The 24122-nt window shown below is 66.6% G+C and carries 12 protein-coding genes; 11 read left to right on the plus strand and 1 reads right to left on the minus strand.

Annotated elements, in window-relative coordinates; translation table 11 throughout:
* Positions 1–66: 66 nt before the first annotated feature.
* The 6 genes from C3E87_RS11100 (at position 67) to C3E87_RS11125 (ending at position 16024) form a co-directional block, all read left to right on the plus strand.
* Entirely contained in the window at positions 67–5229 is a 5163-nt protein-coding gene (locus C3E87_RS11100; RefSeq protein ID WP_076062781.1) for a DEAD/DEAH box helicase, read from the plus strand.
* Positions 5230–5276: 47 nt separating this feature from the next.
* Positions 5277–8036, plus strand: coding sequence for a helicase-related protein (locus C3E87_RS11105; protein WP_233120795.1), 2760 nt, complete (start codon positions 5277–5279; stop codon positions 8034–8036).
* A gap of 4 nt (positions 8037–8040) precedes the next feature.
* Positions 8041–11967: an N-6 DNA methylase gene (locus tag C3E87_RS11110; RefSeq protein WP_076062786.1), complete on the plus strand. Its 3927-nt coding sequence runs from the start codon at positions 8041–8043 to the stop codon at positions 11965–11967.
* Positions 11964–12794, plus strand: coding sequence for a hypothetical protein (locus C3E87_RS11115; protein ID WP_076062789.1), 831 nt, complete (start codon positions 11964–11966; stop codon positions 12792–12794). The genes C3E87_RS11110 and C3E87_RS11115 overlap by 4 nt, the downstream gene beginning before the upstream one ends.
* Positions 12795–13557: 763 nt before the next feature.
* Complete coding sequence (locus tag C3E87_RS11120; protein ID WP_198928294.1) at positions 13558–14859, plus strand: McrB family protein; 1302 nt, start codon at positions 13558–13560, stop codon at positions 14857–14859.
* Positions 14831–16024: an McrC family protein gene (locus C3E87_RS11125; RefSeq protein WP_076062896.1), complete on the plus strand. Its 1194-nt coding sequence runs from the start codon at positions 14831–14833 to the stop codon at positions 16022–16024. Before C3E87_RS11120 ends, C3E87_RS11125 begins: the two co-directional genes overlap by 29 nt.
* A gap of 224 nt (positions 16025–16248) precedes the next feature.
* On the opposite strand, the gene C3E87_RS11130 is transcribed toward C3E87_RS11125, so the two are convergent.
* Positions 16249–16560 (minus strand): hypothetical protein, encoded by a 312-nt coding sequence (locus C3E87_RS11130; protein ID WP_143571006.1) that lies wholly within the window; start codon positions 16558–16560, stop codon positions 16249–16251.
* A gap of 254 nt (positions 16561–16814) precedes the next feature.
* Here C3E87_RS11130 and C3E87_RS11135 point away from each other — a divergent pair, with 254 nt between their 5' ends.
* The 5 genes from C3E87_RS11135 (at position 16815) to C3E87_RS11155 (ending at position 23996) form a co-directional block, all read left to right on the plus strand.
* A complete protein-coding gene (locus C3E87_RS11135) occupies positions 16815–17396 on the plus strand; it encodes a TetR/AcrR family transcriptional regulator (RefSeq protein ID WP_143571007.1) in 582 nt (193 codons plus the stop codon).
* A complete protein-coding gene (locus C3E87_RS11140; RefSeq protein WP_076062796.1) occupies positions 17396–19138 on the plus strand; it encodes an ABC transporter ATP-binding protein in 1743 nt (580 codons plus the stop codon). Before C3E87_RS11135 ends, C3E87_RS11140 begins: the two co-directional genes overlap by 1 nt.
* Positions 19138–21171, plus strand: coding sequence for an ABC transporter ATP-binding protein (locus C3E87_RS11145; protein WP_076062799.1), 2034 nt, complete (start codon positions 19138–19140; stop codon positions 21169–21171). Before C3E87_RS11140 ends, C3E87_RS11145 begins: the two co-directional genes overlap by 1 nt.
* 179 nt (positions 21172–21350) lie before the next feature.
* Complete coding sequence (locus C3E87_RS11150) at positions 21351–22814, plus strand: HNH endonuclease signature motif containing protein (protein ID WP_076062802.1); 1464 nt, start codon at positions 21351–21353, stop codon at positions 22812–22814.
* A 339-nt stretch (positions 22815–23153) separates the two neighbouring features.
* On the plus strand, positions 23154–23996 hold the full coding sequence (locus C3E87_RS11155) for a VOC family protein (RefSeq protein WP_076062808.1): 843 nt from the start codon (positions 23154–23156) through the stop codon (positions 23994–23996).
* The last annotated feature ends 126 nt before the right edge of the window (positions 23997–24122 follow it).

A 24122-nucleotide genomic window follows, 5' to 3' on the forward strand; every position in this document is an offset into this window, starting at 1 on the left:
TAGTGGTCTGCCCCATCGCTGACTACGCCATTCGGCTAGGCTGCGCCTACGCGACGGGGAGGTAGCGTGGACGTATTCAAGGTGCGCGACTCGGTCATTGACGACTACAGGTCGTTCACGACCGCATCGATCGACATCAAAGACGCTCGGCTCAAGCATCACTATGAGACCGAACTCGACGGGGACCGCCAGTGGCCGGAACCCTGGATCTCGCTCAATCCGTCCTTCGCGTCGGGCGGCCGGATCGACGACCTCGTCCGCGAAGGCCTCCTCCACCCAGAGTGCGAGCGCATCTTCCGCGTCAAGGAGCACGTCGAGGATCCGGGCAGAAGCCCCATCACCTTGCACCGCCACCAACGGCAGGCGGTCGAGGTGGCCCAGACCGGGGAGAGCTATGTGCTCACCACCGGCACCGGTTCCGGCAAGTCGCTGGCCTACATCGTCCCCATCGTCGACCACATCCTCCGTCAGCCCAAGACGCCGGGCGTGAAGGCGATCATCGTCTACCCCATGAACGCTCTCGCCAACTCCCAGCGAGGAGAACTCGAGAAGTTCCTGCTCAACGGATACGGCAATGGCAACGAGCCGGTGACGTTCGCCCGCTACACCGGGCAGGAGTCGCCGGAGGAGCGCAACAAGGTCCTCCAGAATCCTCCGGACATCCTCCTTACGAACTACGTGATGCTCGAGCTTGTCCTCACCCGCCCGGACGAGCGTGCCCGGCTGGTGAGGGCAGCCAAGGGGCTGAAGTTCCTGGTTCTCGACGAGCTGCATACGTATCGCGGGCGCCAGGGTGCCGACGTCGCGATGCTGGTCCGTCGTGTTCGCGAGGCATGCGCGTCGCCGGGGCTGCAGTGCGTCGGCACCTCCGCGACGATGGCCAGCGGAGGGTCGACGCTTGACCAGAAGCGCACTGTGGCAGACGTCGCCACTCGCATCTTCGGCGCGTCGGTGATTCCGGACCATGTCATCGGCGAGACCCTCACTCGCGCCACCAGCCTCGACGGCGACGTCGACCGGCACGGTCTCGCGGAGGCCGTACGCAGCGTGCTCCCTCGGGACTACGCCTCGCTGGCCACCTTCCCGTTGGCCGCTTGGATCGAGAGCACCTTCGGCCTCACCACGGAGGCTGAGACCGGCCAGCTGGTTCGTCAGGTCCCCAAGCGCCTCCGTGAGCACGCCGCTCCTGATCTCTCCCGGGCGACCAAGCTCCCAATCCAGGACTGCTACGACGCCATCCAGGCGGCCCTCCTCCTGGGATCGCAGATGCGCCACCCCGAGACAGGTCGCCCGCTTTTCGCGTTCCGACTGCACCAGTTCCTCTCCAAGGGCGACACTCTCTACGTATCCCTGGAGTCGGAGAAGGACCGCTTCATCACGTCGAAGTACCAGGTGGCTGTGCCCAGCCAGCCGGAGAAGCTCCTCTATCCACTCGCGTTCTGCCGCGAGTGCGGACAGGAGTACGCCGTCGTCCGGGCCGTTTCGAGGTCCGGCGAGGTCTCCTACGCCCCCCGTTCAACCCGCGACGTCGCTGAGGACAGCGCGCAGGACGGGTACCTTTACGTCTCGACCGAGACGCCCTGGCCTGCCGACCCGATCGCGGAGAGCAGGCTCCCGGACTCCTGGGTGGACCCGAGCACCAACGAGCCTCTCCCCAACAAGGCCAAGTACCTGCCCAGGCGCGTCCGCGTCGACGTCACCGGCCACAAGGTGGACACCGGCGGCACCAACGCCGCGTTCATCCCGTCGCCGTTCACGTTCTGCTTGTCCTGCCAGGTCAGCTACGAACAGACCCGAGGCCGCGACTTCTCCAAGCTCGCCACCCTCGACGCCGAGGGCCGAAGCTCCGCCATCTCGGTGCTGTCGACCAGCATGGTGCGTGCCCTGCGTGAGGTGCCCGAGACGGAGCTCGGCGCTGATGCCCGCAAGCTCCTCACGTTCGTCGACAACCGCCAGGACGCCAGCCTGCAGGCCGGCCACCTCAACGACTTCGTCCAGGTCGCCCAACTCCGCGGGGCACTCTTCGCGGCCATGGCCAAGGCCCCCGACGGACTGACCCACGCCACTGTGGCGGCGGATGTCGTCACCGCCCTGGACCTGGATTTCACGGACTACGCAGCCGCGCCAGACGCCGTGTACGCCGCGAAGACCCGGACCGAGCGGGCGCTCCGAGACCTCGTCGAGTACCGCCTCTACCTGGACCTGCAGCGCGGCTGGCGTATCACCATGCCGAACCTGGAGCAGACCGGCCTCCTTCGGGTCGGATACGAGTCGCTCTCTGAGATCGCGTCTGACCAAGGGTTGTGGGCCGCGTCGCACGCAGCCATCCGCGACACCGAGAACGGTCGCCGCGAGGAGCTCTGCCGCATCGTGCTCGACGAGTTCCGCAAGGTGCTCGCCGTCGACGTGGACTGCCTCACCGAGCAGGGTTTCGAGCGCATCCGTCGACAGTCGGCGCAACAGCTGGCCGGCGCCTGGGCGATGGCCGGCAACGAGGAGGTGGCCTCTGTCGGCACCGTTTTCGCTTTCGCCTCACAACCCGGCCGTGGCCGCAACGACCTCCACATGACCGGCCGGTCCGCGTTGGGCCGTTACCTTCGCCGGCCGAAGCAGTTCTCTCACCTCGCGTCGCGCCTGACCACCGACGACGCACAGAGCGTGATCCAGGACATCCTGCGCGTGCTCACCCAGGCGGGGGTTCTCACGGACGTGGATCACCATGGGAGCCGTGGCTACCGCTTGCGGGCCTCGTCCCTCATCTGGGAGGCGGGCGACGGGACCAGCGCGGCCACCGACCCCCTCCGCAAGACTCTCGACGCCGACACCGGCGGACGTGTCAACGCCTTCTTCCGCTCCCTCTATCAGGGGGTCGCGCAGGATCTTCGGGGCCTGTCAGCGCGAGAGCACACCGCTCAAGTGTCCCCGCATGACCGCGAGGAGCGTGAGCAGGCATTCCGACGGGGCTCGCTGCCGCTGCTCTACTGCTCGCCGACGATGGAGCTGGGTGTCGACATCTCGAGCCTCAACGCCGTAGGCCTCCGCAACGTCCCTCCGACGCCCGCTAACTACGCCCAGCGCTCTGGGCGCGCCGGCCGGTCCGGACAGCCAGCCCTGGTGCTCACCTACTGCGCCACGGGCAACTCGCACGACCAGTACTACTTCCGCAGGTCTGCGGACATGGTGGCCGGCTCCGTCGCTCCGCCACGGCTCGACCTGACCAACGAAGCACTGCTTCGCAGCCACCTTCACGCCGTCTGGCTGGCGGAGACGGGGGAGAAGCTCGGCACCCGGATGAGCGACCTGCTGGACGCCGTGGGCGATTCCCCGTCGCTGGTGATGAAGCCGGAGAAGGCGCGGGCCTTCGCCGATCCGGACGCCATACAGCGTGCCATCGATCACGCAATGGCCATTGTCGCACCCATGTTCGCCGAGCTCCGGGGGACAGCCTGGTGGCATGAGGATTGGGTCACCGACATCATCCGCCGAGCCCCGGTGACACTCGAGGAGGCCTGTGAGCGCTGGCGTCAGCTGTACCGTGCGGCCCTGAAGGATCAGGAAGCCCAGAACCGCATCGTCCGCGAGAGCAGCCACACCAAGTCTGCCCAGAAGGCCGCCGCGGCCCGGCGGCGTGAGGCAGAGAACCAGCTCCGCCTGCTACGCAACGAGGACGACGAGACCGGGCATTCGGACTTCTACACCTATCGCTACTTCGCCTCCGAGGGTTTCCTGCCGGGCTACAGCTTTCCGCGGCTCCCGCTCGCCGCGTACATCCCAGCGGTGCGAGGCGGAAGCGGAAGCCGCGACGGCGGCGACTACATCCAGCGCCCCCGCTTCCTGGCGATCGGCGAATTCGGACCCGGGGCGCTCATCTACCACGAGGGCGCCCGGTACGAGGTCAACCGCATCCAGGTTCCGCTCTCCCCGTCCGGGCAGGGGTCCGTCGACACAGCCGAGGCCAAGCGGTGCAAGGAGTGCGGCTACCACCACGAGCGTCGCGCCGGTCTGGATGTGTGCGAGAACTGCGGCGAGCAGCTGACGGATGTCACCTACAACCTCATGCACCTGACTACGGTCTACACCCGACGTCGCGAGCGGATCTCTTCCGACGAGGAAGAGCGGCGTCGCGCTGGATACGAGCTGCAGACGTCCTACCGGTTCAGCCAGCACGGCGCACGCTCGGGCAAGCTCGTCGCGGAGGTTGTCGGCGATGACGGTCCGCTTGCCGACCTGACCTACGGCGACTCCGCCGAGGTGCGCGTGACCAACCGGGGTCGACGCCGGCGCAAGGACCCGAGCAACGTCGGCTTCTACCTCGATCCGGTGCAGGGCCGGTGGCTCACCGACACCGCGGGGACGGACTCCGAGGCCGACAACGGAGAGGGTGATCCCGAGCGGGCCAAGGCCATCCGCGTCATCCCCTACGTTCGCGACAACCGCAACATCCTCGTCCTGCGACTCACCAACCCCGTCCCCACTGAGGTAGCCACCACACTGCGCTATGCCTTGGAACGCGGAATCGAGGCAGCCTTCCAGCTCGAGGATTCGGAGCTGGCCAGCGAGGCGCTGCCAGACAGCCAACACCGTGGCCGGATGCTGCTCACCGAGTCTGCCGAGGGTGGAGCCGGCGTCCTCCGAAGGCTCCAGGCAGAGGATGACGCACTCGCGCTCGCGGCACGCACCGCGCTGGAGATCGCGCACTTCGACCCCGACACCGGTGCCGACCTCAGCATCGCCACGGCGGGCAACGAGCGGTGCGAGCGCGCCTGCTACGACTGTCTCCTCTCCTATGGCAACCAATCGGAGCATCCGTCCATCGACCGGCACTCCGTCCGCGACCTCCTGCTCCAGCTGGCCCAGTCCCACACGGAGGCTTCCTCCTCTGACCAGCCGCGCGCGGAGCACGCCGCAGAGCTCATGCGCGTCGCGGAGTCCGAGCTTGAGCGGCGCTGGGTGCGGCTGCTCTTGGAAGGCGGCTACCGGCTGCCAGACGCAGCTCAGCCTCTGCTTGAGGATGTGGGCTGCCGGGCCGACTTCGCGTACACGGGCCGCCTGCTGGTGTTCATCGACGGCCCAGTCCATGACAGGGTGGACCACACGGAGCAGGACTCGATGATCGAGGAGCGCCTGATGGACGCCGGCTGGGAGTTCATGCGGTTCGCGTACGACGAGGACTGGACCGCCAAGCTCCGTGAACGAGCTGACATTTTCGGGGAAGGACGTAGGGCGTGACGACATTCGCCGTTGGAAGTCTCGTAGCAGCGCGAGGACGCGAATGGGTGGTACTGCCCGACAGTTCCGAGGACTTCCTCGTACTCCGCCCACTTGGGGGCACCGACGACGACATTGCCGGTGTGCTGACCGCGATCGAACCCGTCACCCCTGCGGCGTTCCCACCGCCCACCGCGGAGGACCTGGGCGACCACCAGAGCGCACGCCTGCTCCGAAGCGCCCTCCAGATCGGCTTCCGTTCCAGCGCAGGCCCCTTCCGTTCCCTCGCGGCGATCGCCGTCGAGCCTCGGGCCTACCAGCTCGTGCCCCTGCTCATGGCCATGCGGCAGGAGACGGTGCGCCTTCTCATCGCCGACGACGTCGGCATCGGGAAGACCATCGAGGCTTCCCTCATCGCCACGGAGCTCCTCACCGTCGGCGACGCCCGCGGCCTGGTCGTCCTTTGCAGCCCTGCGCTGGCAGAGCAGTGGGGCGACGAACTCCTGGCCAAGTTCGGCCTGGAGGCCGAGCTGGTCCTCCCCAGCACCGTACGCCGGCTTGAGCGGCAGTGCATCGCCGGCGAATCCATCTTCGAACGCTTCCCCGTCACGGTGGTGTCCACCGACTTCATCAAGTCCGACCGGCGCCGCAACGAGTTCCTCCGCACCTGCCCTGATCTCGTGATTGTCGACGAGGCCCACACGTGTGTGGCCGACGGCGGCCTGAGCGGGAAGGCGCGCAGCCAACGCTACGACCTGGTCCGGGCTCTGGCCCGCGACGAGCAGCGCCATCTGGTCCTCGTCACCGCCACCCCCCACAGCGGCAAGGACGCCACGTTCCGAAACCTCATCGCCCTGCTCGACCCGGCCCTGGCGGAGATCGACCTCGAGCAGAGCCGCGGCCGCGAGCTGCTGGCCCAGCACTTCGTCCAGCGCCGCCGCGCGGACATTCGGCAATTCCTGGACGAGAACACCCCGTTCCCCTCGGACCGGTTGTCCAAGGAGGTCCCCTACGACCTCTCTCCCGCCTACCGCGCGCTGTTCGACGACGTGCTCGACTACGCCCGCGAGACGGTGCGCAACGCCGAGGGCGCACTTCAGCGCCGAGTCAACTGGTGGTCGGTGCTGGCCCTGTTGCGCGCACTCGCGTCGTCGCCCCGGGCCGCCGCCCAAACGCTCGCCACCCGCTCAGCGGCTCTGGCGGGCGAGTCCGCCAGCGAGGCCGACGCTCTCGGCCGCGCGACAGTGCTCGACACCGCCGACGACGAGGCCATCGAATCCGCCGACGCCACGCCCGGCGCCGACAGCTCGACCTCGTCGGGCACCGCACAGCAGCGCAAGCTGCGGGGCTTCCTCGACCGCGCCCGCCAGCTGGAAGGTCCGCAGGACCGCAAGCTCGACGCCATCACCACCCAAGTGAAGGCGCTGCTGATGGACGGCTACGCGCCCATCGTCTTCTGCCGGTTCATCGACACCGCCGAGTACGTGGCAGAACACCTCAAGAAGAAGCTCGGCAAGGGGGTCAGCGTGGGAGCCGTCACAGGAACGCTCCCGCCCTCCGAGCGGGTCGCACGCATTGCCGAGCTGTCCGCGACCGACGGCTCGACGGTGCTCGTCGCCACCGACTGCCTCTCCGAGGGCGTCAACCTCCAAGAGCAGTTTCAAGCCGTGATCCACTACGACCTGGCCTGGAACCCCACCCGGCACGAGCAGCGCGAGGGCCGCGTCGACCGGTTCGGCCAGCGACGTGACCAGGTCCGGACGGTCACTCTGTACGGCCGCGACAACCACATCGATGGGATCGTCCTCGACGTCCTCCTGCGCAAGCACGTGGCCATCCGCAAGGCCACGGGCGTCTCCGTCCCAGTGCCCGACAACAGCGACGCCGTCCTCGAGGCACTCATGGAGGGCCTCATCCTCCGTGGCGACAACCACCGCCAGGACGCCCTCGACATCGAGTTCCAGCAGAAGGCCGCGGAGCTGGACCGCGAATGGCAGTCGGCCGCGGAGCGAGAGAAGGCCTCGCGGACCAAGTTCGCCCAGCGCTCGATCCATCCCGACGAGGTCATGGCTGAGGTGGCCGAGCTACGCAGCCACCTCGGTACCCACGCCCAGATCCGCGACTTCGCCCAGACCGCACTGAGCGAGCTGAAGTCCACTGTCACCGTCCGCCAAGGCGGTTTCACCGCAACCACCTCGCCGCTCCCCGCAGGCTTGCTCGACACCCTGCCTCCCGGCCGCGAATCGGGGTTGCGCTTCGTCGACGACTTCCCCGTGGCCCGCGGCCAGAACGTCCTTCACCGAACCGACCCCGCCATGGAGGCGCTGGCCACCTACGTGCTCGAGTCCGCGCTTGACGCCGGGCTGCCCGAGGAAGCCCGCCCGGCACGGCGGTGTGCCGTCATCCGCACCGGGGCGGTCTACACGCGAACCACCTTGCTGCTGATGCGCTACCGCTTCCACCTCACGCTCCCCTCTCGCGCCGGTGACCGGATGGCGGTCGCGGAGGACGTGGCCACACTCGCCTACGCCACGCGGGACGGGCAGCTGGAGTGGCTGGAGCCAGACGAAGTAGAGGCGCTGCTCGGAGCGGTGCCGTCGGGCAACGTCGGCGGCGCCGGACAGTTCATCGGCTCTGCGCTCTCCAAGCTGCCCGACGTTCAGCCCCATCTGGAGGAGCACGGCGCCCGGCTCGCGGAGAACATCCGCGCCTCCCACCGACGTGTCCGCGCCGCATCCGGATCGGCCGTCCGAGGTCTCGGCGTGCGGGTCGAGAGCCCGCCCGACGTGCTGGGCGTCTACGTATTCGTCCCGCCGATGAAGGGCTGAGGTCATGGCTGCAGAATCATTCGTCGGACTGCGCGTGCAGGGAGGGCTCCTTCCCGCCGAGTTGCTGTCGCGGATCGCCGCGGGCGCCCTTGACGGGCAGACATCGTCCGACTATCACCTCGCGCCGGGTGAGACGTTCCGCGAGGCCGCCAACCGGGCCTGGGCCTATCTGACTGGCGTCTGGGCCGCCTACCGGCAGGCCGCGGAGCGCCTCCCGGAGTCCGACCGCGGCACAACCCTGACACGGGAACGCTGGCTGCTCATCCTGCTTCGCGAACTCGGCTTCGGCCGCGTCTCCGCCGCCCCGTCGGGCGGCCTGCACATCGACGGCAAGCACGCACCCGTCTCCCATCTGTGGGAACACGTCCCGATGCACCTGCTCGGACACCGGGTCGACCTGGACCGCCGCACGCAGGGCGTGGCGGGCGCCGCAACGTCGTCGCCACAGTCCATGGTGCAAGAGCTCCTCAACCGCTCCGACGAGCACCTCTGGGCCGTGCTGTCCAACGGCCTGACGCTCCGCCTGCTGCGCGACTCAACCTCCCTCGTCGGCTCCGCCTACGTCGAGTTTGACCTCGAGGCCATCTTCGACGGCGACCTCTTCGCCGACTTCCTGCTCCTCTTCAGCCTCTGCCACGAATCCCGCCTCCAAGTGCGTGACGACGAGAAGGGAGCCGCGTCATGCTGGCTGGAGACCTGGCGCACCAGCTCCATCGAGTCGGGCTCCCGCGCTCTGGACCACCTCCGCGACGGAGTCATTGACGCCATCACCACCCTCGGCACCGGCTTCCTCGCCCATCCCGCGAACGCCCAGCTCCGCGACCAGCTGGCCGACTCGCACCTGAGAATCGAGGACGTCAACCACGCCCTGCTTCGCATGGTCTACCGGCTCCTGTTCACGTTCGTGGCCGAGGACCGAGGACTGCTCCTCTCGCCGGACGCCGATCCCAGCGCCCGGTCCCGCTACGCCAATTACTTCTCTACCGCCCGGCTACGTCGCACTGCTCGACGACGCCGCGGTACCCGTCACACCGACCAGTGGCGCGCCCTCAATGTGGTCTGGGACGGCCTCGGCTCCGAGACTGGGCGGCCCGAGCTCGGCCTAGTCGGCATCGGCGGCGTCTTCGACTCGGGCCCGCTCGACATCTTCCGCAGCGCCGAGCTCTCCAACGAGGCACTGCTGCGGGCGGTCCGCCACCTGAGCCTCGTCGAGGAGCCAGGCTCGAAGATCAAGCGGGTGGTCGACTATCGCAACCTGGGCGCCGAAGAGCTGGGCTCGATCTACGAGACACTCCTCGAGTTCGTCCCGTCCTGGGACGCGGGAAGCCGAGCGTTCTCCCTTCTCACTGCCGCGGGAAACGACCGGAAGTCCACCGGCTCCTACTACACCCCCACTTCCCTCATCGACTGCCTGCTCGACTCGGCGCTCGACCCCGTCCTCGATCGCGCGGAGAAGTCGTCTGATCCCGAACAGGCGCTGCTCAGCCTGACGGTGTGTGACCCGGCCTGTGGGTCTGGGCACTTCCTCGTCGCCGCGGCCCGCCGCATTGCCAAGCGAGTCGCGGCCATCCGCACCGGCGACCCCGAACCCCCGCCGGAGCGAGTGCGGGAGGCTCTGTCCGACGTTGTTGGCCGCTGCATCTACGGCGTCGACGTCAACCCGTTGGCCGCGGAGCTGGCAAAGGTCTCGCTCTGGCTTGAAACCCTCGACCCCGGACGCCCGCTGGCCTTCCTCGACGCCCAGGTCAAGGTGGGCAACTCGCTCATGGGCACGACACCCGCACTCATCGCCGCAGGCATCCCCGACGAGGCCTTCGCAGTGCTCGAGGGCGACGACAAGAAGACCGTCACTGCCCTGAAGAAGCAGAACAAGGTGGAGCGCTCAGGGCAGGACGAACTGTTCGGCTCGTCCGTGCCGACGGTGGACGCGGCCCTCGCCAGGCAGGTGGAAGGGCTCCTCGGGAGCGTCAGCTCCGCGTCGCTCGCGGCCGTCCACGCGAGACAGCAGAGGCTGCGGGCGCTGGAGGCAGATCCGGCGATGCGTCGGGCGCGGCTGGTGGCCGACGCTTGGTGCTCCGCCTTCGTGTGGCCGAAGCATGCCGGTGGGCCGAAGGCCGTCACCGATGGGGTGGTGAAGTCCCTGGAACGCGGTGAAAGCCTCACCGCCGACACAGCAGCGACCGTGCAGGAGCTCGCCACCGAGTACAAGTTCTTCCACTGGCACGTGGAGTTCCCGCACCTGTTCCGGCCAAGCAGTGACGCCGATGGGCCGGGCTGGGACGGCGGGTTCGACGTCGTCCTCGGCAATCCGCCATGGGAGCACGTGGAGCTCAAGGAGCAAGAGTTTTTCGCAATCCGGGATCCCGACATCGCCAACGCCAGCGGAGCCCGTCGGAAGCGCATGATTAAGGACCTTCCAGCCAACGCCCCCGGCCTGGCTGCCGAGTTTGAGAATGCAAAGCGACACCTGGATTGCACGCGGCACTTCCTGGCAAATTCCGGCCGCTTCCCTCTCTGCGGGCGAGGCAGGGTGAAGACGGACACCGTCTTTGCCGAGCTGGGACGCTCATTGCTTGCCTCCCACGGCAGGTTCGGTTTCGTGCTCCCGACCGGGATCGCCACGGATGCCACGACCCAATACTTCTTCAAGGACCTCGTCCAGAGCGCGAGCATCGTCAGTCTCTACGATTTTGAGAACCGCAAACCACTCTTCGTAGGCGTTGATAGCCGATTCAAGTTCTGTTTACTGACTCTTGCGGGACGGTCGGATCCCGTCGAGCGCGCCGAGTTCGCATTCTTCGCGCACGACCCCTCCGACTTGCTGAAGGAGGACGCACGCTTCGAACTCACCCCAGAAGAAATCCAGCTTCTGAACCCCAACACTGGGACTTGCCCGATCTTCCGGACGCGCCGCGACGCGGAGATCACGCTTAGCATCTATCGGCGTGTGCCGGTACTCATCAACGAGAACGATCCGGTCAACGGCAACCCGTGGGGCATCAGTTTCATGCAGGGCCTGTTCAACATGACTAGCGACTCCCATCTGTTCCACACGCGCGAGGAGCTCGAGGCCGACGGCTGGACGCTGAACGGCAACGTCTTCGAGCGTCCGCTGGCCGCAGCCGAGAGAGAGAGAGAGAGAGAGAGAGAGAACAACTCGGCCGGAGTGGAGCGAATGATGCCGCTCTATGAGGCAAAGATGCTGCACCTGTACGACACCCGGTGGGCCACCTACGATCAGAATGGCTCGATACGAGCGATGACCGAGGACGAGAAGGCACAACATGCGTCGCCGCTTCCCCGCTACTGGGTGGCGGAGAATGAAATCGACCGGAAGCTCGCCGGGCGGTGGGAGAACCAGTGGTTCCTCGGTTGGAGAGACATCTGCCGGGCGACTGATGCACGCACGGTGATCGCTACTGCCTCCCCACGAGTCGGCTACGGGGACAAGTGGCTCCTCGCACTGCCGAGCCGAGGCCGTCGCCAGACTCTCCAAGCCACATGGTCTTCGTTCGCACTGGACTACTGCGCGAGGCAGAAGATCGGTGGCACGTCCATGAAGTTCTTCAGCTTCATGCAGTTGCCTGTACCACGGCCAGAGAACTTCGAATCTCCTTCGATGCCGGATAGGTCCGCCTCACGATGGATCTCACCGCGAGTCGACAGGTTGAACGGGTGGATCGCCGACCCCGACGAGAGGGCGCAGGTGAGGGCTGAGCTGGACGCCCTGATGTTCCACGTCTACGGCATTGGCCGGGACGACGTGTCGTACGTGCTTGATACGTTCCCGATAGTGAAGCGCAAAGACGAAGCGGCGTTCGGCAGCTACCGCACCCAGGACCTCATCCTCAAGGCATATGACGCCCTGGCCCACGCCGAGACGTCGGGCACCCCATACAGAGCGCCCTGGACCCAGGAGGTCTCCTCATGACACAGCACGTCGAGCGAATGCTCCCCTTGTACGAAGCCAAGATGATCCACCAGTTCGATCATCGGTGGGCCACCTACGAGACTGATGGCTCGGTCCGCAACGTCACTCTTGAAGAGAAGCAGGACCCGGACTTCCAAGCCATGCCCCGCTACTGGGTGCGAGAAGGAGTGGTGGATGACCGTATTGGCGCCGCCGAGGTGCTTATTGGCGTGCGCGACATCACCAACAGCACCAACGAACGTTCGGTCATCTCAACGGCATTTCCGCGTAGCGCCGTTGGCAACAACTTGCCGCTCGCTCTGGAGGTAGACGCCGCGCTGCAACTTCGCCTGATCGCGTATCTTAGTTCATTTGCCCTCGACTTCGTTGCCCGGCCGAAGATTGGCGGGGTGCATCTCAACTTCTTCATCGCTAATCAGCTGGCTGTGCCCCACCCACAAGCGCTAGCGGGTTCAACCGGCTGGTGTGCGGACCTCGGCACATGGATCGACCGCCGCGTAGCGTACCTAATTGGACATGGGGCGGATCTCGCCGCGGCGCTGCAAGTTTCACCCCAGACGTTCGACTCCGAGCTTCGTTCATTTGTTCGGGGAGAGCTCGACGCTGCGTTCTTCCACTTACTTGATATCACCCGAGAGGACATCGACTACATCATGGAAACCTTCCCCATCGTCAAGAGGAAGGACATCGTGGTGCACGGCGCGTTCCGGACCAAGGAGCTGATCTTGGAGGCCTACGACGCGATCCAGTCAGCCATCGACGCGGGGCAGTCCTATGAGTCGCCCCTCGACGACGAACTGGCACGTGGGAGGAACGATGCCCGATAAGGACCTCACTCGGCCGCAGCAGTTCGCCGAGACTTTGCTGCACACTCTCCATCGTAAGGGTCCGCTCACCCGCGAAGAGGCGATTGTCCGAGTCGGAGAGCAACTCGACGGGACACTCACCGATGCGGAACGTCAGAGGCTCACTGCCGCGAGACACTCGGAGAGATGGACGAAAGTGCTGCTGCTGGTGGCGCGGCAACTCGAGAGAGAGGGCCTAATCTCCGACGGGATCACCACCTGGTCGCTTACCGAGAAGGGTGACGCCAGCTTTGACGCAACCGGCGGAGATGCACCCGATGTCCCGTGGCACCTGGCGGCGGAGGCAGGCAGCTCTTCAGATGTCATCGATGCCGCGATGACCATGGTTGGCCCGGGTGAGTGGACGACCTTTCGAGAGCTGGGCGCCCTAGCCGGAGTCCGGGGCAACATCGTGGGCAGATGGGCATGGGAACACTGCACCTCCTCCGTTCACCGCCTCCTGGGAGACGCCGGGCGGACTCTTAATCAGACCGGGTTCGGGGAGAGAACCCAGCAGGAAATCCTTCAAGAGGAGGGGGTGGATTTCGAGGCCACCGGACTAGCTCGTGAGGAGTATCACCTCAGATTGGAGGATCTCCGCGAGCTTCTGGAGACAAGTGGAGTGCTGCTAGGTCTCCCCAGGAGGGCATGGTTGGTGCGGGGGTCTTCGGTGGACGGTCACGATCTCATCCCCACTTGGCTGCGGGACGGGTTTGCTTCCCTGCGCGCTGCGAAGCTCCGGGAGGTGGATGGAGGGATCAGTCGCGCGGAGCTGAAGGAGATCGTCGACGAGGACTACTCGCAGACGTCCTATGCCGCTAAGGCGGCCAAGCTGGACGAATTCCACGCGTTTCTCTCCCGCATGAGGGCGGGCGACATCGTGGCCAGCACCAGCCAGGGCAAGCTCTACGTCGGCACGGTCTCCGGACCAGCGGAGTATGTGGCGTCGCCGAGCGGCTTGTCGAATCTGCGTCGCGACGTCGACTGGTCGCCGGTCGGGCATGACTACGGTGATCTCGCCCCTGAGATCAAGGCACGCCTCCAGATCCAGTACGACGTGGTGGAGATGACCCAGCAGCTGGATCTGCTCGACGAGATGTTGGCGCCGCCGTCGGCTGTGGACGAGAGTCCGGCGCCGGTTGGGCGTGAACTGGTGCTCCCTGACGCTTCCGATGAGCTGGCCGAACAGCTGCATGTGGATCGGGCATGGCTTCAGGAGTGCGTCGATCTGCTTCGCGACCGGCCGCAGCTCATCTTCTACGGCCCGCCCGGCACGGGGAAGACATTCATCGCGCAACATCTCGCCGCGCATCTGGCCGGGGACAACGTGCGGCTCGTGCAGTTCCATCCCGCGTACTCGTACGAGGACTTCTTCGAGGGTTACCGGCCGCTGGAGGAGGGCGGGTTCAAGCTCAAGCCTGGGCCGCTGCGGAAGGTGGTCGACGCGGCGCGCGACAACCCGTCGACGCCGTACTTCCTCCTCATCGACGAGATCAACCGCGGGAACCTGGCCAAGATCTTCGGCGAGCTGTACTTCCTGCTCGAGTACCGCAACCAGAACGTCGACCTGCTCTACGCCACCGACGACGACATCGGCTTCACGCTGCCAGAGAACGTCTTCATCATCGGCACGATGAACACAGCAGACCGGTCCATCGCCTTGGTGGACGCGGCGATGCGCCGACGCTTCGCGTTCGTGCCGCTGCACCCCTCCGAGGCGCCCACACGTGACGTCCTGCGCCGCTGGCTCGCCGCCACCGGCCGCGACGGCGGGGTGGCCGACCTGCTCGACGAGCTCAACCGGAGGATCGAGGATCCCGATTTCAGGATCGGCCCGTCCTACTTCATGCGCGATGCCGTGCATGCCGACGGCGGGCTTGAGCGGGCATGGCGGACGGCGATCCTGCCGCTCCTGGAGGAGCACCACTACGGCGACGGGATGGACGTGCGCCAACAGTACGGGCTCGAGGCGATCCGCGCTCGGGTTGCGAAGCAGAGCGACGACGCGGTGACGAGCGATGGCGACCAGCCCGCTGATCCTGCGTGAGGGGGAACCGGCGCGGGTCGTCGAGCTGAGCCGAACGACGGCGGAGGCGATAGCTGCGGCGGGTGTCGCGGTGGTGACGCCGACGTTGGATCCCAGCCGTTGGGAGGTGACCGCGGGCAACCAGGTGGGAGTCGCGCGCGTCAACGGGCTGCAGGTGGTGATCCAGCCGAAGATCGACATCAACCGCCTCGTGTTCCTCATGGGCTACGCGCTGCGCCCGAACCATTGGCGAGGAGACCTCGTAACGCTCGACCCCGAACTCGAACTCCCAGAAGCGCTGGCCGAAGCATTCCTCGCCCTGGCCAGGAGGGCGCTGGACCAGGGGCTGCTCAAGGGCTACGTCACAGTGGAGGAGAGCCTGCCGGTGCTGCGGGGCCGGATCCGGGAGTCGGAACAGCTCCGACGAAGGTTCGGCCGCTCAGTCCCACTTGAGGTGCGTTACGACGAGTACAGCGTCGACATTCCGGAGAACCAGCTCCTGTTGGCCGCGGTGGAACGGCTGCTGCGGACTCCGGGCGTTGGGGTGCGGCACCGCGGGGGGTTGCAGCGGTTGCGGGTGCTCCTGGCTGACGTGTCGCCACCTCCTCGGGGGACGGCCCCGGCGTGGAGGCCGAGCCGGTTGAACGCGCGGTACGTGCCAGCGCTGGAACTGGCGGAGCTGATCCTCGCGGGGCGTTCGTTCGAACAGCGGGTCGGCGACGTCGTCGTCACCGGCTACCTGCTCAACATGGCGAAGATCTTCGAGGACTTCGTGACGGTGGCGCTGCGAGAGGCGTTCCGGCCGTACGGGGGACGGTCGCGCCTGCAGTATGCGACTCATCTCGATGAAGGCGACATGGTGCCGGTGAAGCCAGACTTCGTGTGGCTGGAGGAGGGCGTGCCGCGCGTGCTTGTCGATGCTAAGTACAAGTCGGAAAAGCCAAGCGGCTTTCCGCAAGCCGACCTGTACCAGATGCTGGCGTATTGCACGGTGCTCGGGCTGCCTGAGGGACATCTGGTGTACGCGAAGGGCAACGAAGAGGCGCGGACGCACATTGTCCGCAGGGCTGGCGTGCGGATCCTTGCTCACACATTGGACCTGAAGGCGTCCCCCAGCCAGCTGATATCAACCGTAAGGGCGCTCGCTTTCCAGCTACGAGGCGCCTCGACCGTAGCCTCTAGGTGAGGCATGCCGGCCCGCCCAAGCTCCGTCGAGTGACTTGGTGATCGTGTGGGTGCGCGATGCCCTTGGCTCTCTCGGTGACGACTGGTCTCGAATTCACCTCTCGAGTTCACCCGCTAGGTGTACCCGGTCAGCAGGTGCGGATCACTCGCGATGGCCGAGAGATCCTCACGGGGCCACGACACATGCACACAGCCGCCTATTGGGGCCCCCAACCGTTCGGCTACTCAAGATGCACAGTCGAGGAGGACCTTTGCAAACTTGTCAGAATCCGCACGTGACGCCGTTCCCGCGGTCAGACCAGCCTCCAGTTCGACAAATTCTCCCAGTGAGAACTCATCTTCAACGGCTTCCAGACACTTCGAGCACATGGAACTGGTAGCTCCTGGCTGTGCAACGCATGCGTCCAGGAAGTTCGTCCGAACTTCGGCTGGATAATCATTCTCCGGTGTTGACCCGCCACAGGCGCTGAGGCCGAGGAGCAATACTGCGCCGATCATCAGAGCATTGGCGGCTTTTACGCTGAGTTTTTTCCCCATGAGCGGAGATTATCGGACTCTCCCTGCCGGCACGCATTTTGCATCACTATTCATTAAGTTAGTAATCGTTGAAGGCCGGCCTATTCCCACTCCCTCGGGCCTAACTAGCTAAAGAGTCAACAAAGTCCATGCCATCAGCGCGGCTCGGGGTCGCTCATAACAGAGACATGTGCGCGGCGAGGCCGGTCAGGCGCGCGCGCTTTGACCACCTCGCGATATTTGCTGAGTGAGTTCTCACTCACTACACTCGATCCGTGACCCGCGCGACACCCATGCCCCCACAGGAGCGACGCGCCTCCCTCGTAGAGGCGACACTCCCCCTCCTCCTCCAACACGGCCCCTCCCTCACCACCAAGCAAGTGGCGGAGGCCGCCGGCGTGGCCGAGGGCACCATCTTCCGTGCCTTCACCTCGCTCCCCGACCTCATCGCCGCCACCACGCGTGAGGCGCTCTCCGCCCAGCGGCTGCAGCGCGACATCGCCGCCGTCGAACCAGGCGACACCCTCCTCTCGAAGTCGCACGCAGCCATCGCCATCCTCACCCAGCGCATGGCCGACGTCCGCAACCTCCTCCACACCGTCCACCACAGCCAGGAGTCCGACGGTGGGGCCTGCCTCCGCGACGAACTCGAAGCACGCCGGGACGAACTCGAGGCCTGGCTCCTCGGCCAGCTCGAGCCCCACGTCGACGAACTCTCGATCGAGCCCCAGGCCTACGTCGAATTCCTGCGCACCATCGCGCTGGGCCACGTGTTCAACTACACGCACGGCTCCGCAGCCCTCACCCCCGAAACCCTCGCCTCCCTCGCCCTCTCCGGCGCCCGAAAGGCCAACTAATGCTCTCCCGCCTGGCGCGGCTCATCAACCGCTATATCCGCCCCTACTGGGGCCTTCTCTCCATCGTGATCGTGCTGCAGACCATCGCCACCATCATGAGCCTCTACCTCCCCACCCTCAACGCCCGCATCATCGATGAGGGCGTCGTGAAGGGCGACCCCGGCTTCATCTGGGGCACCGGCGGCATCATGCTGCTGCTGTCGGCCGTCCAGGGCGCCGCGCAGATCGGCGCTGTGTGGGCCGGCGCGAACGCCGCCATGCAGTTCGGCCGCGACGTCCGCACCGCCATCTTCAACCGCGCGCTGAGCTTCTCCACACAGGAGCTCAACAAGTTCGGCGCCCCGTCGCTGATCACCCGCAACACCAACGACGTGCAGCAGGTGCAGATGCTGGTCCTCATGACCGCGGTCATGCTGGTCTCGGCACCCATCACCATGGTGGGCGGCGTGTTCATGGCGCTGCGTGAAGACGCCGGCCTGTCCTGGATCATCCTGGCCGCCGTCGTCATCCTGGGCATCGGCATCGTCGTGCTCATCGTCAACATGGGGCCGCTGTTCGAGAAGATGCAGAAGCGCATCGACTCCCTCAACCGCGTGCTCCGCGAGCAGATCACCGGCATCCGCGTCGTGCGCGCGTTCGTCCGCGAACCCCACGAGGCAGTCCGCTTCGAGAAGACCAACGCCGAACTGGTGGACGTCACCACCAAGGTGGGCCGCCTCATGGCCTTCCTCTTCCCCTTCGTCGGGTTCATCATGAACATCTCGACGGTGGGCGTGATGTGGTTCGGTGCGCACCGCATCGAATCCGGCGACATCCAGATCGGCCAGCTCACCGCGTTCATCGCCTACCTCATGCAGATCCTCATCTCCGTGATGATGACCACCATGCTCCTGGTGATGGCGCCCCGCGCCGCCGTCTCCGCAGACCGCATCATGGAGGTCCTCGACACCGAGTCCTCCGTCGCGCCGCCGGCCCACCCGCAGCAGGCGACCATGGCGCGCGGCAACGTAGTCTTCGACGGCGTGAGCTTCGCCTACCCGGGCGCCGAGGCCCCGGTCATCAAGGACGTCTCCTTCACGCTCACCCCCGGCAAGACCACCGCGATCATCGGCTCCACCGGCGCCGGCAAGTCGACGCTCATCAACCTCATCCCCCGCCTGTTCGACGCGACGGGCGGCCGCGTCCTCGTCGACGGCGTGGACGTGCGCGACTACGACCCGGACGACCTCTGGGCCCGCATCGGCCTCATCCCCCAGAAGCCGTACCTGTTCACCGGCACGGTGGCCAGCAACCTGCGCTACGGCAAGCCGGACGCCACCGACGACGAACTGTGGGAGGCGCTCACCGTCGCCCAGGCCGCGGATTTCGTCCGTGAACGCGATGGGCAGCTCGAGTCGAGCATCGTCCAGGGCGGCACCAACGTGTCCGGCGGTCAGCGCCAGCGCCTCGCCATCGCCCGCGCGTTGGTGAAGAAGCCCGGCGTGTACGTGTTCGACGACTCCTTCTCCGCGCTCGACGTCGCCACCGACGCCCGGCTCCGCGCCGCGCTCGCGCCTGTGACGCGGGAATCGTCGGTGCTGGTGGTCGCCCAGCGCATCTCCACCATCACCGCCGCCGACGAGATCCTGGTCATGGACCACGGGCAGATCGTCGGCCGCGGCACCCACGAAGAGCTCCTCGAGAGCAACCCGACGTATCAAGAGATCGTCGAATCCCAGCTCAGCGCGGAGGAGGCGGCCTGATGACCGACACGACCACCACCCAGAACCCCGACGACGACATGGCCCTGCCCGTCAAGGCCAACGAGCGCCCCAAGCACGGCCCCGGCCGCCAGATGGGACCTGGCGGCCACGGCATGGGCACCGGAGAGAAGGCCGCCAACTTCGGCGTCTCCGCCAGGCGCCTCATCCGCAACCTCGCCCCGCAGCGCGTCGCCATCATCACCGCCATCGTGCTGGGCACGTTGTCGGTGGCGCTGGCCGTCGTCGGCCCGAAGATCCTGGGCCTGGCCACCGACAAGATGCTCGAGGGCATCATCGGCAAGCAGTTCCCGGCCACGGCCACCAAGGAACAGATCATTCAGGGCGCCGAGTCGCAGGGCCAGACCGAGCTCGCCGACCTGCTGCGCAACCTCAACTTCACCCCCGGCGAAGGCATCGATTTCGGCGCCATCGGCACCATCCTGCTGCTGGTTCTGGGGCTGTACGTGGCGTCCTTCGCGTTCTCCTACCTCCAGGGCTGGATCCTCAACGGCGCCGTGCAGCGCACCATCTACGACATGCGCCAGCGCGTCTCCGCCAAGCTGGACAGGCTGCCGCTGCGCTACTTCGACAAGCAGCCCCGCGGCGAGGTGCTCAGCCGCGTCACCAACGACATCGACAACGTGTCGCAGACGCTGCAGCAGACGCTGTCGCAGCTGCTCAACTCGCTGCTGATGGTCGTCGGCGTGCTGATCATGATGTTCTGGATCTCGCCGACGCTGGCACTCGTCGCCCTGGTCAGCATCCCGGTGGCCGTGCTCATCACGGCCATCATCGGCAAGCGCTCCCAGAAGCTGTTCGCGCAGAACTGGAAGTCGACGGGTGAGCTCAACGCCCACATCGAAGAGGCGTTCACGGGCCACGCGCTGGTGAAGGTGTTCGGCCGCCAGAAGGAGGTCGAGGCGGTCTTCGCCGAGCGCAACGACGAGCTGTACAAGGCCGGCTTCGGCGCGCAGTTCATCTCCGGCATCATCATGCCGCTGATGTTCTTCGTCGGGAACCTCAACTACGTGGTGATCGCGGTGCTTGGCGGCCTGAGGGTCGCCACGGGCCAGATGAACATCGGCGACGTGCAGGCGTTCATCCAGTACAGCCGCCAGTTCACGCAGCCGCTGACCCAGGTGGCGTCGATGGCCAACCTCATGCAGTCGGGCGTCGCCTCCGCTGAGCGCGTCTTCGAACTGCTGGACGCCGAAGAGATGACCGGGCTCGACACCTTCGCCGAGTCTGGCCAGGCGCAGAGCGCGGGCCAGTCGGGAGCGCCCGTCAACGTGACGGGCCGCGTCGAGTTCGAGCACGTCGACTTCTCGTACTCCCCCGACAAGCCGCTGATCCGCGACCTGTCCCTGACCGCCGAGCCCGGCCAAACCGTCGCCATCGTCGGCCCCACCGGTGCCGGCAAGACGACACTGGTCAACCTCATCATGCGGTTCTACGACCTCGACAGCGGCCGCATCACCATCGACGGCGTGGACATCGCCATGCTCCCGCGTGGCGAGGTCCGCCGGAACATCGGCATGGTGCTGCAGGACACCTGGCTGTTCGGCGGGACGATCTGGGACAACATCGCCTACGGCCGCCCGGACGCTACTCCGGAAGAGATCATCGAGGCCGCCAAGGCCACGTTCGTCGACCGCTTCGTGCACTCGCTGCCGGACGGCTACGACACGGTGATCGACGAGGAGGGCTCGAACGTGTCCGCGGGCGAGAAGCAGCTCATCACGATCGCCAGGGCGTTCCTGGCCGACCCCGCGCTGCTCATCCTCGACGAGGCCACCAGCTCCGTGGACACGCGCACCGAGCTGCTGCTGCAGCACGCCATGGCGGCGCTGCGGACCGGCCGGACGTCGTTCGTGATCGCCCACCGGTTGTCCACCATCCGCGACGCGGACCTCATCCTCGTGATGGAGGACGGGGCCATCGTCGAGAAGGGCAACCACCACGAACTGCTGGCAGCCGAGGGTGCGTATTACGACCTGTACCAGTCGCAGTTCGCGGCGGCGATCGAGGACTAACGGGTAGATCCGCGCACCGCTGGGGCGCGCCGGAACCCCCGGGCATAGGGGGCCTGACTCAGGCCCTCACGGGCCCGGGGGTTCCTTCGTTCTGAACTGGGCCCACCCTTTGGGGTGGTTTTCGGGGCGAGACGCTGGCTCGATCAGTTTTGTCAGTGCGTTCTTATTTAATGGTACGTATGAACGAGACGCGCGAAGTGTTGCTGCAGGGCATGGCTGCCCTGTGGCAGGACATCGGCTCGCTGGGCCTGGACCCGGCAGCCGACGTCCAGCGTCGCGCCCAACTCGCGGCACTGTTGGACGAGGTCCAGGCGCAGGCCGCGGGCGCCCGGCTGCGGCTCCTGCACGACGCCCGGTTGGCAGCCGACGACGCGTTGGTCGAGGGATTGCGGCAGTCGGTGCGCACCACCACCGCCCAGGCCACCGCATCGTTGAAGCTCGCCATGGATCTCGGGGAGCGGTTCCCGCTGATCGCGGCCGCGTTGAACAACGGGGATATCTCGTTGGCGCAGGCCGAAGCGATCATCTCCGGGCTACGGAAACTGCCCAATGCTGTGACCCGTGCGGAGTTGGTGAAGTGCCAGGAATCGGTGCTGGCGGAGGTTCATGCGCTGGGCCCGGACGAGTTGCGGGAGCTGGCCAGTCACGTGTTCCGGGTGATCGACCCCGACGGCGCCGACGCCGAAGACAAGAAGAGACTCGACGCCCAAGACCGCGCCGCCCACCGCAACCGGTACCTCACCATCACCCCGGACCATCACGGGTCGTCCCGCTTCACCGGCCTGCTGCCCACCGCCCAGGTAGAACTACTCTCCGCCCAACTGGACGCGGTGACGCCGCCAGCATCCTCGTACCGCGACTCCGATGAACCCTCGGATCCGGCCGTCCGCCGCGCGGACGCGTTGATGATCCTGGTCCACACCGCCGCCGCCACCGGGAAGCTCCCCGCCCACGGCGGGGACCGGCCACAGGTCCACATCACCGTCAACTACGACACCCTGCTCACCGGGCTGGGACGCGTCGACGTGCTCGGCGGCCACGGCCAGGGCGGCCTATCCGCCGCCGACGCCAGACATTTGGCCTGCGACGCGGACCTGATCCCCGTCGTACTCGGCACCAAATCCCAACCCCTGGACGTGGGCCGCAAACACCGCCTGTTCCCCGCCGGGACCCGCACAGCCCTCACCCTCCGCGACGGGGGCTGCGCATTCCCCGGCTGCACCGCCACACCACGCGCCTGCGAAGCCCACCACATCATCCCCTGGTGGGCAGGCGGAACCAGCTGTCTAGGCAATGCGGTCCTTTTGTGTCCACACCACCACCGGCTGGTCGAACCAGACCCACACCAATCAACCGAATCACAGTGGCAGGTCCACCTCGATCCGGCCACCGGAAAGCCGTGGTTCACCCCACCCCGACACGTGGACCCGGCCCGGAGACCCAGGCAACACCGAAGGCACCTCCTGCGCGAACACCTCGTCTCCTCGGCCAAGGCACCACCCTGCCCAGACGAACCCGACACCGCCGAACCGGTAGGCCCCGAGGCCGTAGTCACCGAGCATCAACCCGATGGCGGGCCTGCAGACGTCAGCAAGCTCGAGGACCTCATCGCCCGAACAGCCGCAATCTGGCAACCGGCTTGAGGCGGCGCTCTCCCACGCAGTGGGGACGTGCCCCGGGAGCCATGCCCTCTCCTCGACCTGCCGCTGCGGGCTGGCTCAGGGAGCGAGAACGTACGCGATGACGAGCGCGCTGGCGGCCACGCTGGCGGCCGCCCAGGCCTGGGGGCGGCAGCTCGCGGGGTACGGCATCGGGCTTAGGACCTCGTCACGTCCCGTGCCTCGCAGGACGTCTCGGGCGACTGCTGGGTTTGACGCCGTCCTTCGCCTCAAAGTCAGCGCTGGGCGCAGCAGTGACGGCCGGCTGGGTTTGAAGCCCTACCGCGACTTGATTAGTTTAACTTTCAACCGTATGCTGGAGACATGACTCTCGCACCCGAAACGCACATGGGCCGCCTCGAGCTGCGCGTCCGAGACCTGAAGCAGCAGCTCGCCTTCTACACCGACGGCGTGGGCCTCGTCCCGCTCTCGGACGCGCCCGGCGCCGTGACGCTCGGCCTGGGTCAGACCCCCATCGTCCGCCTCACCGAATCCCGCGACCTGCGCTCCGCGCCGCGTAGCGCCGCCGGCCTGTTCCATACAGCCGTGCTGTACAACGAGCTGCCGGACCTGGCCCGCACCCTGGTGTCGATGTACACCAAGTACCCCGAGACCTATGCCGGCACGGGCGACCACCTGGTGTCGCAGGCGTTCTACTTCACAGACCCGGAGGGCAACGGCGTCGAGCTCTACCACGACCGCCCCCGCGACGAGTGGACCTGGATCGGCGACCAGGTGCAGATGAGCACCCTCTACATCGACCCCGAGAAGTTCGTGCGCACCCACCTCACGGACCAGCCCACCAGCCAGGCGGGCGAGCTGGGCCACGTGCACCTTCAGGTGGGCGACGTGGCGTCGGCCCAGAAGTTCTACGTCGACGCGCTGGGGTTCAACCAGACGTTCTTGCTGGGCGGCCAGGCGCTGTTCGTGTCCGCCGGCGGCTACCACCACCACATGGCGATGAACGTGTGGAACTCCGCCGGCGCCGGCCCCCGCGCCAACACGCTGGGCATGGGTGTCGTGGACATCCTCGTGCCCACCGTCGACGAGGTCGCCAAGGCCGAGGAGCGCCTGCGCTCGGCCGGATTCACCCCCACGCACGACGGCCGCACCCTCACGGTGCTCGACCCGTGGCGCAACGAGATCCGCCTCACCGCAGACGTCTGACGAACCCAGGGAGACCCCCAAATCTAGATTCGGTGTCACTCATGACCCCAGATCTGGATTTGGCATCCCGGGGCCCGCGATAGCCCCCATAGCGGCCCTCAGCGCGCAAGAATGGGTCATCCTCCC

The sequence above is a fragment of the Tessaracoccus sp. ZS01 genome (genome assembly GCF_022342445.1).
GTDB lineage: Bacteria > Actinomycetota > Actinomycetes > Propionibacteriales > Propionibacteriaceae > Arachnia.

Excerpts from the sequence above, each read along its gene's own strand:
- C3E87_RS11110 (WP_076062786.1), top strand. The coding sequence starts at position 8,041 with ATGGCTGCAGAATCATTCGTCGGACTGCGCGTGCAGGGAGGGCTCCTT.
- C3E87_RS11115 (WP_076062789.1), top strand. The coding sequence starts at position 11,964 with ATGACACAGCACGTCGAGCGAATGCTCCCCTTGTACGAAGCCAAGATG.
- C3E87_RS11125 (WP_076062896.1), top strand. The coding sequence starts at position 14,831 with ATGGCGACCAGCCCGCTGATCCTGCGTGAGGGGGAACCGGCGCGGGTC.
- C3E87_RS11130 (WP_143571006.1), bottom strand. The coding sequence starts at position 16,560 with ATGGGGAAAAAACTCAGCGTAAAAGCCGCCAATGCTCTGATGATCGGC.
- C3E87_RS11140 (WP_076062796.1), top strand. The coding sequence starts at position 17,396 with ATGCTCTCCCGCCTGGCGCGGCTCATCAACCGCTATATCCGCCCCTAC.
- C3E87_RS11145 (WP_076062799.1), top strand. The coding sequence starts at position 19,138 with ATGACCGACACGACCACCACCCAGAACCCCGACGACGACATGGCCCTG.
- C3E87_RS11150 (WP_076062802.1), top strand. The coding sequence starts at position 21,351 with ATGAACGAGACGCGCGAAGTGTTGCTGCAGGGCATGGCTGCCCTGTGG.
- C3E87_RS11155 (WP_076062808.1), top strand. The coding sequence starts at position 23,154 with ATGACTCTCGCACCCGAAACGCACATGGGCCGCCTCGAGCTGCGCGTC.